The 13,826-nt window shown below is 56.5% G+C and carries 14 protein-coding genes; 5 read left to right on the top strand and 9 right to left on the bottom strand.

Going from position 1 to position 13,826, the window contains the following annotated elements; all coding sequences use genetic code 11:
* Window positions 1-27: 27 nt before the first annotated feature.
* From BQ8290_RS00155 to BQ8290_RS00145, 3 genes are all read left to right on the top strand, one after another.
* Complete coding sequence (locus tag BQ8290_RS00155; RefSeq protein ID WP_108786574.1) at window positions 28-210, top strand: hypothetical protein; 183 nt, start codon at window positions 28-30, stop codon at window positions 208-210.
* A gap of 22 nt (window positions 211-232) precedes the next feature.
* Entirely contained in the window at window positions 233-712 is a 480-nt protein-coding gene (sodN, locus tag BQ8290_RS00150; RefSeq protein WP_108786572.1) for a superoxide dismutase, Ni, read from the top strand.
* Window positions 713-799: 87 nt separating this feature from the next.
* Window positions 800-1,108 carry a S24 family peptidase gene (locus tag BQ8290_RS00145; RefSeq protein ID WP_108786570.1) on the top strand — a complete coding sequence of 103 codons (309 nt, stop codon included), beginning with the start codon at window positions 800-802 and terminating at the stop codon, window positions 1,106-1,108.
* Window positions 1,109-1,142: 34 nt separating this feature from the next.
* Here the strand turns inward: BQ8290_RS00145 and BQ8290_RS00140 are convergent, their stop codons facing one another.
* On the bottom strand, window positions 1,143-2,636 hold the full coding sequence (locus BQ8290_RS00140) for a carotenoid oxygenase family protein (protein ID WP_108786568.1): 1,494 nt from the start codon (window positions 2,634-2,636) through the stop codon (window positions 1,143-1,145).
* A 132-nt stretch (window positions 2,637-2,768) separates the two neighbouring features.
* On the opposite strand from BQ8290_RS00140, the gene BQ8290_RS00135 reads away from it, so the two are divergent.
* On the top strand, window positions 2,769-3,587 hold the full coding sequence (locus tag BQ8290_RS00135) for a universal stress protein (RefSeq protein ID WP_108786566.1): 819 nt from the start codon (window positions 2,769-2,771) through the stop codon (window positions 3,585-3,587).
* Between the two features lie 11 nt (window positions 3,588-3,598).
* Here the strand turns inward: BQ8290_RS00135 and BQ8290_RS00130 are convergent, their stop codons facing one another.
* The 8 genes from BQ8290_RS00130 to hisG form a co-directional block, all read right to left on the bottom strand.
* Window positions 3,599-4,522: an acyl-CoA thioesterase domain-containing protein gene (locus tag BQ8290_RS00130; protein ID WP_108786564.1), complete on the bottom strand. Its 924-nt coding sequence runs from the start codon at window positions 4,520-4,522 to the stop codon at window positions 3,599-3,601.
* Between the two features lie 60 nt (window positions 4,523-4,582).
* Complete coding sequence (locus BQ8290_RS00125) at window positions 4,583-5,482, bottom strand: cupin-like domain-containing protein (protein ID WP_108786562.1); 900 nt, start codon at window positions 5,480-5,482, stop codon at window positions 4,583-4,585.
* Window positions 5,479-6,708 carry a GNAT family N-acetyltransferase gene (locus BQ8290_RS00120; RefSeq protein ID WP_337660860.1) on the bottom strand — a complete coding sequence of 410 codons (1,230 nt, stop codon included), beginning with the start codon at window positions 6,706-6,708 and terminating at the stop codon, window positions 5,479-5,481. Before BQ8290_RS00120 ends, BQ8290_RS00125 begins: the two co-directional genes overlap by 4 nt.
* Window positions 6,709-6,959: 251 nt before the next feature.
* Window positions 6,960-9,074 carry a sodium-translocating pyrophosphatase gene (locus tag BQ8290_RS00115; RefSeq protein WP_108786558.1) on the bottom strand — a complete coding sequence of 705 codons (2,115 nt, stop codon included), beginning with the start codon at window positions 9,072-9,074 and terminating at the stop codon, window positions 6,960-6,962.
* Window positions 9,075-9,240: 166 nt separating this feature from the next.
* Window positions 9,241-10,164 (bottom strand): thiamine-phosphate kinase, encoded by a 924-nt coding sequence (gene thiL / locus BQ8290_RS00110; RefSeq protein WP_337660859.1) that lies wholly within the window; start codon window positions 10,162-10,164, stop codon window positions 9,241-9,243.
* Entirely contained in the window at window positions 10,133-10,600 is a 468-nt protein-coding gene (nusB, locus tag BQ8290_RS00105) for a transcription antitermination factor NusB (RefSeq protein WP_108786556.1), read from the bottom strand. The genes thiL and nusB overlap by 32 nt, the downstream gene beginning before the upstream one ends.
* Complete coding sequence (gene hisD, locus BQ8290_RS00100) at window positions 10,597-11,889, bottom strand: histidinol dehydrogenase (protein ID WP_108786554.1); 1,293 nt, start codon at window positions 11,887-11,889, stop codon at window positions 10,597-10,599. Before hisD ends, nusB begins: the two co-directional genes overlap by 4 nt.
* The gene (gene hisG, locus BQ8290_RS00095; RefSeq protein ID WP_108786552.1) at window positions 11,889-12,560 is read right to left on the bottom strand and encodes an ATP phosphoribosyltransferase; all 672 of its coding nucleotides are present in this window, start codon (window positions 12,558-12,560) and stop codon (window positions 11,889-11,891) included. The genes hisD and hisG overlap by 1 nt, the downstream gene beginning before the upstream one ends.
* Before the next feature lie 161 nt (window positions 12,561-12,721).
* Here hisG and BQ8290_RS00090 point away from each other — a divergent pair, with 161 nt between their 5' ends.
* Window positions 12,722-13,822, top strand: a complete 1,101-nt coding sequence (locus BQ8290_RS00090; RefSeq protein WP_108791644.1) for a DUF2332 family protein — start codon at window positions 12,722-12,724, stop codon at window positions 13,820-13,822.
* Window positions 13,823-13,826 lie beyond the last annotated feature (4 nt).

Raw genomic sequence — 13,826 nt, 5'->3', positions numbered from 1 at the left:
TTCCGCATCCGACTCGAAGGAGGAAACATGAAGAATTTTCACCGTATGCCGCTCGCGCTTGTCGCGTTTGTTGCTGCAACCCCGGCTCTCGCGCATGAGGCTGATTTCCTTCACAACCACGCCGAAGGGCTGATGGTTGCAGGCGCACTTGCTTTGGCTGCTGGCGCTGGAATGGGCTGGAAATGGCTTTCTAAGCGTTCCGCCAAATAATTCAGCAATAGGGAATAAAGACATGACCAACATGCTTATCAATTTGGCTGAGAAAGCCGGCCTTCTCGTCACAGCAAAAGCGCATTGCGATGTGCCTTGCGGTATCTACGACACTGGACCTGCTTTGTACCATGCCGTTTCGGTTGTGCGGTTGATGGATCAATTCCTCGCTGCCGATGACAGCGCGTTTTTGACCAAAGCGCGCCTCGTTGCGAACAAAGAAGAGCAAGCGGAGAAAGTGAAGCACGAAATCCGCGTGATCTGGGGCGATTACATTAAACCGCCTGTCGTGGAGAAATATCCAAACATCCACGACCTCACTCACTCGATCATGATGACCGCGTCAAAGTGTAAGCAAGATTGCCATCGTGAAGATGGTGAGAAGCTTGTTGAGTTGGTGAACGAGTTCGCCGAAATCTTTTGGGCGACCAAAGGTGTGGAAACCGGCAAAGGCCCATGCCCTTACGAACCAAAGCTTCCGGTGGTTTATCCCAAACTCTAGAATTGTGATTGGGTCATAATATTGTAATACGTCACGGAGCTAACAAGAGCTGACAGAGAATCAGCTCGGTTCCGGGAGAAACGAACAATGGCATTGTTCGGTATTACATTGGTTTTGGTGGATGGGGTGAGCATGGGTCGTGTGCTCCCCCATCGCACTCTTGCCCTGTTTAGGCGCAAGAGAAAGGTTTCAAAGGGCGATATTGTCCTAGTGGAACACCCCGAATTTGGACGAATAGTGAAGATCGTTGCGGCGGTAACCGTGAACGGTCGGTATTCCCTGCGCGGCGCGCATCCCAATTCAACCAGCGAAGAACGATTGGGCGCAGTCGAAGGAGCCTTTATCAAGGGCACTCTGGTCTGCCGCTTGATTAAGGGTAAGCCGCTCGCAGCCTAACACGTTAGTCTGGATGATCCCCGGACCGCTGTTTTTAAGCCGCCAATCCGTCCCGTTTGAACGCTGCATCCGCGCGCAATTGCGCATGTTCAACCCATGTTGAATGCACACCGCTGCTAATCTTATGCGGCAATTTTGCCCGACAGATGGGGCCTTTGGTCACATCACTCGCATCCAAAATCGCCAGCTCAGAACCGCCCGTATTCTCATCGATTAAGAACGTGACGAGATACCCATCCGCTTCATCTTGCGCGTGCTTTTTGGGGACCATGGGACTTTCGCTGGCATAGACGCCATCGGGCAATTCATACACCTCCTCTTCGCCGGTCGTCGTGTCATGGCGGACATAGCCGTTGAACAAGAACCATCCGGGCCGCGACGTGGTCGACCAGATATACCTGCTCTTCTCCATCAGGAATTGCGGATTGATCATCCCAAATTCAACAATCCGATCGCCCAAACGCTCTTCCACAGTCTCGCCCGTTTTCAGATTGAAACGCCAACGGTGCAGGCGGCTTTGGAAAGAATGCTCGTCAACATAGGCCATCATATGGCTGTACTGCCCGGCCTCTTTGATTGGGTCAGGCATCGGTTTGTCCTGATAATACCCTTCCAAAATGACTTCATCGCCTTCTTCCCATGCATTGGTCCAATGCAGGACATAGGTTGGCGACGCTTCGAACCAGCGGATGTCCTCTGGCTGACCATGGCGGGGGATAAGAGCAAACCGCGTGGGCACGCCGTCGTGAATGCGCGCAGCGTGGATATCGCGCTCTAGCAAATCGGCATCCCAATACAGCGGCATGTCGTTCAGGATCGACCAATTGCGCGTTATCGCCATATCGTGCGGCAGGCGCGGGCCAGAAAGCGGAATGGGCACGTAGTGCGCCAGCTTCCCTTCGCGGTTGACCACGCCGTAATGCATGTAAGGCGCGTATTTGGAGTAGTTGAAGAACATCATTTCGCCAGTGGCTTCGTCCACTTTGGGATGCGCCGAAATGCCATCCAGCGGCCCCCATGATGCTTTGCCCAAATTCTCGAGCGTTATCGGATCCATCTGCCACGCTTCGCCGCATTGATAGAGAGTGGCGATCGCCACGCCGGCATGGACAATAATATCGGTGGAGCCGGTGTCCTTTAATCCTTCGTGCGCGCCAAAACCGGGGCGTTTGGATGTTCCAACAGGATCCATTAGCCCGCCCCAAAGAGCGCCGCCGGCTACCTGTTCCGCTTCAAAACAATGCGTGCGAACAAAGCGGTTGCGATAGCTCGCTTTGCCGCCCGAAATGCTGACCTGATGGATCATCGCATCGCCATCAAATGGGTGATGCCGGCCCAACGGTTGATGCACCGGATTTTCGGTGTTTCTCAGGTAAACGCCGTCAAGATCGGCCGGGATTTCGCCCTCAATCACTTCAAGCTCATCCACATCCACCTCTTCGTGGACGGGTGTCCAAGGACCCGAAAGATATGGGTGATTGGATGGCTCTAGGCTGATTTTGACCGGCGGATGGCGTGTGACCTGCATCGTATTCTCCCAAGGGCGTATTGTCCCTCTAATCAGCAACAAGTCAATGCGCGTAGATTGCGACTTTGATCTGGATCAAAGCCACAGAACGGCATCCAGAATACCTTGCGAAGCATGGCAAGGAGTAGTCCCATGAAATCGATCTTACTGCACATTGACACTGACCCCTGCATGGAGGCGCGCCTGCAAGTGGCTATGGATATCGCGCGTGCATATGATGGACATATCACTTGCCTTCAGGCGGTCAGCTATGAGGTCTTTGCGCCGGGTGATTTCTACGGTTCGGCCATGGCCGCCGCGTTGCCAAAGATCAGGGAAGCCGCTGAGAGTTTCCGGGCCAAGGTTGAAACGGATCTAACCAACGAGGATGTGTCTTGGGAATGGCGGTATCTCGATGGCATGGCAGAGCACCGACTGCTGGAACAATCGGCGCTGCATGACATCATAATTATTGGGCCAAATGATATTGGCGATCCGGGATCGCACCGTCCATCCGCGATGGCAGGTGAGTTGGCGCTTAAGGCACCCTCACCAGTGCTGGTTGTGCCGGGCGACAGCGATCGGATGGACGTCGAGGCCCCTGTGTTCATCGCTTGGAATGGGTCACCAGAAGCGTCCGTTGCATTGCGCGCGGCTGTGCCGTTGCTGAAATTGGCAAAGCAAACCATCATCGCCAGCGTTGCCGAGCCCGATGAAAAGGAACGCTTTGTTTTCCCAGCCGCTGAGGCGGCAAAATATCTGAGCCGCCACGGAATTGATGTTGAGGTGGTTGATCTGCCGCGTGGCGATGCAAAGGTATCAGACGTCCTTACCAAGGCAGCGCAAATGCGCGATTGTTCGATGATGGTGATGGGCGCCTATGGCCACTCACGGCTCGCGGAGATGCTTTTGGGTGGTGTGACGAGGCAGTTCCTAAAGGATCCAAAGGTGCCGATTTTGTTGGCAAATTAGTCGGATTTTGCTCACTTGCCTTTGCGCCGCCGCATCATGCCCTCTTGTGCCACACTCGCGATGAGGTCTCCGCCCTGGTTGAAAATGCGACCTCGGTTGAAACCGCGCCCGCCGCCGCTCCACGGCGCATCTGTGACATAGAGCAGCCATTCATCGGCGCGCGCCTCGCGGTGGAACCAAACCGTATGGTCCAGACTGGCGCCGACCAATTCTCCGCGCATCCAACTTAGACCATGGGGAAGGGCGCTGGTGCCCAGCAAAGTGTAATCGCTGGCATAGGTTATCAATGCGCGGTGGAGCGCGGGCGTATCGACGTCTCCGGGCACCGGGGCGGCGGTGCGGAACCATGTGTGTGCACGCGGTTCGCGAGGCTCGCTGTTCATCCAATGCAATTTGTCGATCGTCCGCATTTCGATCGGGCGCGGCCGCAGCATTAATGCGCGATGCGCTTCGGTCAGCTTATCGCCCATCGCATCCGCCATGGACTGGCGCACTTCCATATCCGATTTGAGCGTTTCGGGAGGCTCAACGTCGGGCATGGGGGCGTCTTCGTGGCTTAGACCTTCCTCCGGCACTTGAAAACTGGCCGTGAGGTTCAGGATCGGTGTGGAGGTACCGTCTTCATTTTCTTGGCTGGCAATGACACGGCGGTTTGCAAAGCTGCGCCCGTCAAAATCCCGTTCGATCCGGTATTCGATGGGAATGCCTTCGCGGCCACCGCGCAGGAAATATGCGTGGAGCGAATGCGCCGATTTGGTTTCGGGCACGCTGGATTGTGCGGCCTGCAATGCCTGAGCCAGCACTTGCCCGCCAAAAACTCGGCCGATGCCGCCCTTTTGAGCCAAGCCGACATGTACATCCGACGCCCGCTTCTCAACGGTCAGGAGTTTGGTGAGCCCGTTGATGAGCTGTTCGTTTGAAGGAGTATCAACCATGCTGCAGGCCATGCGAGGCGGCGCGCTGCGCGTCAAGCGTGAGGAGGGTGAAGAAGTCCGTTAGGACAGCGCGTTAGACAGGCCGAGCTTGCGCAGAGCGCGATAAGCAAAGGCCTTTGTCCGATTGGTTGAAGGCCAGCGGCCCGGCGGTGCGGGGGCAAATCCATTCTTGCGCAGAATATGGTTCAATCCGCGCGCGTCGCTTTCGGCGTAGCTCCATTCGCTGCGCCATGTGATCGACAGGGAAATCGAGCTTTTCGGCCCATTTCGAACAAAGTGCGGGGCCATGACGGGAACATAGACCGCCTGACCCGGGTCCAAGGCAAAGGCGCGTGCGCCGTCCATCAAACTTTCATTCCAAGTTAGCTCACGCGGTCCGCCAGTGTGGTAGCTTTCATGTACAAGATCGGCTGCGAAACGCGCATCGCCGGCGGGGAATTGGGTCATGGTTTTAGACCCGCTCACCTGAAGCAAGATGTTGTGTTCTGGATCAAAATGGTAGGGCGTAACGGCGTTGGGGCTCGAGATGAAAATGAACCCTTGCGGCGTTAACATCGCGCCGGTTTTGGTTTCAATTTCATCGCGAATTTCATCCAGCAGGTCGACCACAAGGACCCGATAGGCGGGCACTTGTTCGACGTTTTTGAGCACCGCCCAGCTGTTCGCTTTGGCGACTTGGCGGATTGTGTCTGCGATGGATAGACCGGTCGATGCCGGTTTTCCTTCCACGCCAATGTCCACATCGCCACGATTGTATTCCACGCTGTCAATGGGAAGGCGTTCCCCCAATTGTGCCAATGCATCCAGCTCCAACAAAGGATGCCGGTTCAATGCGTGTCGCAACAGGTGCGGCGTTTCGGGATAGGATGCAGCAAAATTTGCGCGCGCCTCGGAGTCGAAAATGGCAGGGTCTGATGCGCGGATAGGATCCCATTGTTGAGACGTGTTGGGAGCGTTCATGATGGGGTGTTTCCTGTGGCTTGGTTCTTGCGCTGGCCGCGTGTTTCATAGGCCATCAAACCGGCAAAGATGAGCCGTCGCAGCGGACCACCAATGGCGATATTGCGGCTAACCATTCGGCGCTTTCCGCGCCAAATGCGCTCAATCATAGAGTGACCTTGCACCGCACAGCTATCGGTCCATTCCACATCGGCGCGCGCCAACATTTCGAGGTTTTCGATTTGAAGCAGCAATCCCGGCGAAAAGCGGGCAAACGCTTCGTCAAAGGTCGTTTTGAAACTGTACGCACCCGGCGGGGTGACAAAATTGGCCAACATCGCAATGGGACGTCCATCCAACAACATGGAAAGCCGATCCAATCGGCCTGCTTGGGCTGCGCCGGATAAAGTGGCAGCAAAGAAGTCTTTGGTTTGTGAGGCGCTGGCCAATGCAGAACCTGCATCGCCTTTCCATCCGGCGGCCTCCAACGCGAGAAAGTCCGCGATCCATGGCTCGATGCGGTCAATGCCGCTGGCTCTTTCGATCACGAGAATCCCGTGATCCTCAAGCCGTTTGCGCTGGCGGCGCAGTTCCTTGCGTTTTTTGGTGCTCATTGACGCTTCGAGATATTCGGACGGGGTTGCGTCCGATGCGAGCATGGCGCGGGCGCTCTTGTGGACATCGGCGGCCTTGCGACCCGTTTGATCCAACACTGCGTTCAACGCGGCGTTTGCGGGACCATCGGCGGGCAAATGGGGCAAATGGAGAAAGGTTGCGCGTCCCGGATTGCGATCGCACCAATGGAGCAGCTTTTGCCAGAAGAGCTCTTCATACCCCTTTGCAATCAAGGGTGCCCCGCAAAACGCGTTGTCGTGCAACCAGGCCTTCATATGGGGGACCGGGTTGCCGTAATAATCCACGCTCACCGCCATCGGGCACAGGCCGATCATCGCATCGCCATCATACACGGCCAACACATTGTGTTTGTCCGACGGCTTGTCGCCGTGATGGGCTGTGTATTGCCCCGTGTCGGAGGTGAATTGTTCAAAGGACGGAAGAATGAACCACGGTTCGAAATAGGGGTTGGGTTCGCTGGCCTGGGTGATCAATTCTTCCCAAGCGGCGAGGAATGACGGGCGCGTGAATTCAGCTTGCGACAATGCGCACACGGTTCCGCCGTCGTTGGACATGACGTCGGACGCGACGAGAGGAAGCGATGGCGCATGAGCCAGATCCACTGTGGTCACTTCCTTTCTGCCTACTGCCTGTGCGTTAACCGTTACAAGGCACGCGATCTTGCGCGCCCTGCGCGATCATAACGCGGCTGAGTTAACAAAGGTTTGGGAGTGGGAATGAGGCCAGTCATCGTGATCCAACGGCGCATCTGGCCAGCGCCAGATGCTGGCAGTGTTTAGAACTAAACCGTGCCCACCAAAGCAAAGCCCCGCCCGGATTGCTCCGGACGGGGCTGTGTTTGTTACCAAACTTGGAGTGAGGCTTAGTGGCCCCCAGCCAAAGCCGCGAGCAGAAGCAACGCGACGATGTTTGTGATCTTGATCATTGGGTTCACAGCTGGGCCAGCGGTATCCTTGTAAGGATCGCCAACCGTGTCGCCCGTCACCGCAGCTTTGTGCGCTTCGGAGCCTTTGCCGCCGTGATTGCCGTCTTCGATGTACTTCTTGGCGTTGTCCCACGCGCCACCACCGGCGGTCATGGAAAGCGCAACGAAGATGCCCGAAATGATCACACCCAACAGCAAAGCACCAAGAGCGGCAAAGCCCTCAGCCTGGCTGCCGGTGGCCCATGTCACGGCAAAGTACACAACGATCGGTGCGAGAACCGGAAGCATCGAAGGAACGATCATTTCCTTGATCGCAGCCTTCGTCACAAGGTCCACCGTGCGAGCATAGTTAGGACGGCTGGTGCCATCCATAATGCCCGGGTCCGCAGCGAACTGTGCACGCACATCAACCACAACGTCGCCGGCCGCGCGGCCAACGGCGGTCATGCCCATCGCACCAAACAGGTACGGGAGCAGTGCGCCGAGCAGCAAGCCAACGATGACATACGGGTTTTCAAGGCTGAAGCTAACCGCGAGATCTGGGAAGAACTCTTTGAGGTCAGCGGTGTAGGCCGAGAACAGAACCAGAGCAGCAAGACCGGCAGAACCGATTGCGTACCCTTTGGTCACTGCTTTGGTTGTGTTGCCAACAGCGTCCAGCGCATCGGTTTTTTCCCGGACGCTTTCTTCCATTTCAGCCATTTCAGCGATGCCGCCAGCATTGTCGGTCACAGGACCATACGCATCAAGCGCCACGACCATACCGGCCAAAGCCAACATCGAAGTTGCCGCAAAGGCAATGCCCATGAGACCAGCGAGCTGGTACGTCACAATGATACCGATCACGATTACAATCGTTGGCAATGCAGTCGATTCAAGGCTGATCGCCAGACCTTGAATAACGTTGGTGCCATGGCCGGTTTCGGACGATTTCGCGATAGAGCGAACCGGACGATATTCCGTGCCAGTGTAATATTCGGTGATCCAAATGATCAGGCCAGTGATGACCAGACCAACCATCATTGCGTAGAACAACGACATACCGGTGAACGTTTGATCGCCCAGCGTGTATTCCGTGCCCATGCCAACCGCGTAATCGGTGGCAAAATAAATCGCGACAGCCGACAATACGGTGGTGACGATGAAGCCTTTGTACAAGGCGCCCATGATGTTGTTCGATTTGCCGAGACGCACGAAATACGTTCCGATGATCGAAGTTACGATGCAGACACCGCCAATGATCAGCGGAAGGCTCATCAAGGCGTAAAGGTCAGCAGCCGCGAGGCCTGTGAACAGCAATGCTGTCAGAACCATCGTTGCACCAACGGTCACAACATAGGTTTCGAACAAATCGGCTGCCATACCGGCGCAGTCACCAACATTGTCGCCCACATTGTCGGCGATGGTTGCTGGGTTGCGTGGATCATCCTCTGGGATGCCGGCTTCGACTTTACCGACTAGATCGGCGCCCACGTCAGCAGCTTTGGTAAAGATACCGCCGCCCAAGCGCGCAAAGATCGAAATCAACGAAGCGCCAAAGGCCAAACCAACGAGAGCGTCGATGACTTCGCGTTTTTCGGCCAGAACGGTGAGATCCAATCCCATGCTGGTGGTCAGCACGTAGAAGAAACCCGCAATGGCGAGCAATGCGAGGCCAGCCACGAGCATGCCGGTCACGGCACCTGCGCGAAACGCCACGGTAAGACCTTGTTGAAGGCCTGTTTCCGCGGCGGCTGCTGTGCGAACGTTTGCCCGCACCGAGATGTTCATCCCGATAAAGCCAGCAACGCCAGACAAGACAGCGCCGATCACAAAACCAGCCGTCAAGATCGGGCCAAGCAAGATGAAGACGATAATGGCAACGACAACACCAACGACCCCGATGGCGGTGTATTGACGTTTAAGATAGGCTTGAGCGCCCTCTTGAACGGCGCCTGCAATCTCTTGCATGCGTTCGTTACCAGCGCTCGATCCGAGCACTTGGCGGCTGGTGACGATACCATAAATAATAGCAAGCGCGGCCAGGCCAATTGAAATGAGTGTTAAGTCCACTGAATGATCCCCTTCCCAGTGTGGAAATGCGTCTGGGTTCTCCCATTGACGCTGTGGCGGGGACCATACGCACTGCGTCTGGGCGCGCAAGCGGGAAAAGGGCAGAATCCGGCCATTTCACCAGTTTTGCTAAGGTGTTGCCCGATTTGGTGTCAGACCGGGTGCGTCAATGGCGAAAACCAAGGCCATCGGCGTTCACGATTGGCTCTGAGTTGAAGATCAGAGGGGCAAATCCACGAGGCTCAACCGTCCCGATTCTTGAGGCGTCCACCGGCGCTCTTTGTTCGGGTGGAAGGGTGAACAACAGCTCATAATCGTCTCCCCAACGCATGCAGTCCTCGGCCCGGTCCTGCATCGCAACAGGGACCGCATCTGCATCGATCGCGATGGTCACTTCGCTCGCCTCAGCCATCCGAAACGCATCCAGCAACAATCCGTCAGAGACATCCATCATTGCTGTGACGTGCGGAGCAAGAGAGCGACCCTCGTCTAAAAGGGCGCTGGGTCGGTTGAATGCTCTTGCATGATCGCAGACCCCTTCGAACCCCAACATCGCCCTTCCCAAAACGCCGGTCACCCAAAGATGATCGCCGCTGCGTGCGTTTGTCCGAGAAGGGACCGGCGAATGGGTCGCTTTTCCAATCGCGGTTAGGCCGAATGTGCGGGATTGATTGGACATGGGATCGCTGCGCCCAATCGTATCGCCTCCCAAGATCGGGACGTTGTAATGCGCCGTCACCTCGGCAAGCCCTTGGACAAAGCGGTCGTCGCCTTTGCCCAAAGTGTATCCAAGGACAACGCCGATGGGTTCTGCCCCTTTTGCCGCCAAATCGGAGAGGTTCGTAGCAACCAATTTCCACGCGACATCGGCCATATCGGCGTCGTCGCGGAAATGGACACCCTGCGCCATGGCATCGTGGGTGACGATCAAAGTTTCGCCGCCAATCTCCAAAATTGCGGCATCGTCGCTTAACCCCCGCGCTCCGGCATGCAGGGGAAGGCCTTTGAGGGCTTCGATGAAAGAATGTTCGTCGATGGTCGCCTCTATTGAACCGAGCTTATGCGCGTGCGTCCTTTGCCGCTGCGTCAAGGATGCCGTTGACGAATTTCGCCTCTTTGTCGTCAAAGAATGCTTTGGCTACATCGACATATTCGCTGATGGCGGTGGCCAAGGGCACATCCGCTCTGGCGATCAATTCATACGTGCCAGCGCGCAAGATTTGGAGCATGGTTTTATCCAGCCGAACCAGTGTCCATCCTGATGACAACTTGTCCGTAAGGACTGCGTCAATTTCGTCGCGTCGCGCATCGACGCCGCGCACGATGTCGTCAAAGAATTCCACCTCTGCGTCGGCATAGATTTCGCCTTCGTGGTCTTCATCGTCGACTTCGCGACCCAGTCGATGTTGGTGAAATTCATCCAACAATTTGGAAAGGGCGGTGCCTTCCATCTGCAATTGATAGAGGGCCTGAACCGCGGCCAGACGTGCGGCGGATCGAGCGGTGGAGCGCGGGGCGGTGTTCATTTGAGGCGGAGTTCCACGGATTTAGCATGAGCGGGCAGCCCTTCGGCGTGGGCGAGCGTCGCCGCCGCGGGGCCGATGGCGTTGAATGCGCCATCGTCGAGGGCGATGAAGCTGGTTCGTTTCATAAAGTCGAGAACAGACAGCCCGCTGGAGAAGCGTGCTCGGCGCCCCGTTGGCAGGACGTGATTAGGCCCGGCGACATAATCGCCAACGGCCTCGGGTGTCATCCGGCCAAGGAAGACGCTGCCGGCATGGCGAACCTTTGGAAGCATGGATTCCGGATCGTCAATCGCGAGCTCTAAGTGCTCAGCGGCCAATTGATTAATTAATGCAGGGGCTTCTGCGCCAATGTCGTTTACGACGACGATAACCCCGTGTTGATCCCAGCTCGCTTTGGCGGTCTTACCGGTGTCGAGCAGGCTCAATTGTAAAGTGATTGAATCTTCGACTTGCGCGGCAAATCCGGCGTCATCGGTGATCAGAATGGATTGCGATGTCGGATCATGTTCCGCTTGGCTTAACAAATCGGCGGCGATCCAATCGGGATCGTTCTTGCCATCTGCGACCACCAAAATCTCGCTCGGTCCGGCGACCATGTCGATTCCGACGACACCGAACAATTGCCGTTTCGCTTCTGCGACATAGGCGTTGCCGGGGCCGGTGATGACATCGACGGGCTTAATCCGATCCGAACCATACGCCAACGCGCCGACCGCCTGAGCGCCGCCGACGCGCCAGATCTCATCAACTCCCGCAAGGTGCGCTGCGGCAAGCACCAGAGGGTTGGAATTGCCTTTTGGCGTGGGGGTGACGACAACGATGCGTTCAACCCCGGCCACTTTTGCTGGAATGGCATTCATCAACAAGGATGATGGATAGGCCGCCCGGCCACCGGGCACGTAAAGACCGGCCGCATCCACGGGGCGCCAAATTGCGCCCATGCGCACGCCGGCATCATCGGTGTAGTCGCGATTTTCCGGCAATTGCGCTTCGTGATAGGCGCGGATCCGGGTGGCCGCGAGGTTGAGCGCGTCGCGCAATTCCCCGTCCAAGTCTTCATAGGCCTGTGCGCAGCGTTCCGGCGTGATTTTCCAGTCGGCATCGTCGATCAATGAATAACCATCATACCGCTGCGTGTATTGAACCAAGGCATCATCGCCGCCGGTCTTCACTGTGCGCAGAATGTCCTGCACCACGCCAGCAACGTCGCTATCAGCTTCGCGCCGGGCATTTACGACGCGGGCAAACAGCCGGTCGAACTCTGGATCAAGGGTCGAAAGAGTTTGCATTACGCTTGAGCCATGTCCTTGCGAAAGGCGGCGACCAAATCGGCAACGCGCGGATCGGTCTTAAGAGCGGCCCGGTTTACAATCAAACGGGCGGAAATGTCGATGATCCGTTGGGTTTCGACCAAACCGTTTTGTTTCAATGTTGTGCCGGTCGAGACAAGATCAACAATCTGACGCGCAAGGCCAAGCGAGGGAGCAAGCTCCATCGCGCCGTTCAACTTAACGCATTCCGCCTGAATGCCTTGTTGTTCAAAATGGCGTGTCGTTAGGTTGGGGTACTTGGTCGCGACCCTTAGGTGGCTTGCCCCCGACGCGTCCTCTGGGTCGCCGGCCAAGCGCGCAACCGACAATCGGCAATGTCCGATATCAAGGTCAACCGGCGCGTAGAGATCGGCGTAATCAAATTCTTCGACCACATCCGAACCGACGATCCCGATCTGAGCCGCGCCGTGGGCAACAAACGTCGCAACGTCAAACGCGCGCACTCGAATTAGGCGCATGTCTTCACGGGTTGTATCAAATGAAAGCGACCGGTTGGCCTTGTCGTGAAAGCCATCCTCAGGCACGACGCCAGCGCGCGCCATAACGGGGAGCGCTTCGTCAAGGATGCGCCCTTTAGGCACAGCAAAAGTCAGTTGCTTGCTGAAAGTGGGGGTGTGTTCAGTAGTCATCGCGCGCCGGGACTTAGGGATTGGGCGTACAAAGGGCAATGACTAGGACGCGTTGATCGCATTTGCTGATCGCATGGTGCGCAATTGCAAGCCATCCGAACCCCCGTTTGATCGATGCGATCGAAGTTTTGACAGTTCAGTCCCGAAAGGAAGGCTATGGCATGAATGACACCGGAATTATGGCGATCGAAGAATTCCAGGCCGCGCTTGATTGGCAGGCTACTCATGCACACGAAAACGGCGCGCCGTGCACCGCGCGGGTTATTCGCGCATTGGCAAAAGTCCGCGAAAGCGACACCGCGACCGGACGCCGGATCGCTCAATGGAAAGGCCTCACTTTAAAAGACGCGATGCCGCTGCGCATGACAGGCGGCCTGCATCATCTGGTTCTGACCGGTCAGGATGATCGGTTGGCGCGCGTGTATAGCGGGCAGATAACGGATCAGGACCAGATTGATCGGCTGGTGTGTGAATTGGTCGAAACCTACGACACGGTGTTGTTGCCTTGGCTCGATGGTCCACCACAAACGAATGAAGCAGGACGCTCGGCCAGCATCATGGCGGGTCTGTTGTGGCTATCGCGCCGAGTGTTACCACGGTTCGAATTGTTCGAATTGGGGGCAAGCGCCGGGGTGAACACGATGTTGGACCGGTATCACTTTACATTGGGAGACACGACAGTTGGGCCGGATGGTTCACCAATGCGGATTGCGCCCGAATGGCGCGTTTCGGATCAGGCCACAGATAGAGCGTCACCGCCACCGCCATCGCCCGATTTTACGATTGCTTCGATTTGTGGATGCGATGTCACGCCGATTGATTTGTCGGACACGTCCAGCGCTTTGCGCTTGAAAAGTTACGTGTGGCCCGATGCGCCGGTTCGCATGGGTCGGATCGACGCTGCGATCCAATTGGCCAATGAAAATCCCCCTGACCTCGTGGCGCAAGACGCCGGGGCCTTTGCCATCGATCAACTGGCCAAACCGCAAGAGGCCGGTACGACCCGTGCCATGTTCCATTCGATCATGTGGCAATATATGCCAATCGAAACACAAGACGCCATCCGCCAAGCTTTCGAATTAGCTGGAGCAGACGCGACGCCCGATCGCCCATTGGCGTGGGTTTCGTTGGAAACGGATCCTGCGACATTCCGTCATGAATTAAACGTCAGATATTGGGCAGGTGGAACCGATGATGGGCAATCGACTTTGCTGAGCGTCGCCCACCCACATGGCGCTTGGGTGGAATGGTTCGGAGTTTAGGACG

Source organism: Erythrobacter sp. Alg231-14, from assembly GCF_900149685.1.
Taxonomy (GTDB): domain Bacteria; phylum Pseudomonadota; class Alphaproteobacteria; order Sphingomonadales; family Sphingomonadaceae; genus Erythrobacter.
This window is presented reverse-complemented; position numbering and strand designations above follow the sequence as displayed.

Bases quoted from the DNA above. Each gene is read 5' to 3' on its own strand.
- BQ8290_RS00155 (WP_108786574.1), top strand. From the start codon at position 28: ATGAAGAATTTTCACCGTATGCCGCTCGCGCTTGTCGCGTTTGTTGCT.
- sodN (WP_108786572.1), top strand. From the start codon at position 233: ATGACCAACATGCTTATCAATTTGGCTGAGAAAGCCGGCCTTCTCGTC.
- BQ8290_RS00145 (WP_108786570.1), top strand. From the start codon at position 800: ATGGCATTGTTCGGTATTACATTGGTTTTGGTGGATGGGGTGAGCATG.
- BQ8290_RS00140 (WP_108786568.1), bottom strand. From the start codon at position 2,636: ATGCAGGTCACACGCCATCCGCCGGTCAAAATCAGCCTAGAGCCATCC.
- BQ8290_RS00135 (WP_108786566.1), top strand. From the start codon at position 2,769: ATGAAATCGATCTTACTGCACATTGACACTGACCCCTGCATGGAGGCG.
- BQ8290_RS00130 (WP_108786564.1), bottom strand. From the start codon at position 4,522: ATGGTTGATACTCCTTCAAACGAACAGCTCATCAACGGGCTCACCAAA.
- BQ8290_RS00125 (WP_108786562.1), bottom strand. From the start codon at position 5,482: ATGAACGCTCCCAACACGTCTCAACAATGGGATCCTATCCGCGCATCA.
- nusB (WP_108786556.1), bottom strand. From the start codon at position 10,600: ATGAACACCGCCCCGCGCTCCACCGCTCGATCCGCCGCACGTCTGGCC.
- hisD (WP_108786554.1), bottom strand. From the start codon at position 11,889: ATGCAAACTCTTTCGACCCTTGATCCAGAGTTCGACCGGCTGTTTGCC.
- hisG (WP_108786552.1), bottom strand. From the start codon at position 12,560: ATGACTACTGAACACACCCCCACTTTCAGCAAGCAACTGACTTTTGCT.
- BQ8290_RS00090 (WP_108791644.1), top strand. From the start codon at position 12,722: ATGAATGACACCGGAATTATGGCGATCGAAGAATTCCAGGCCGCGCTT.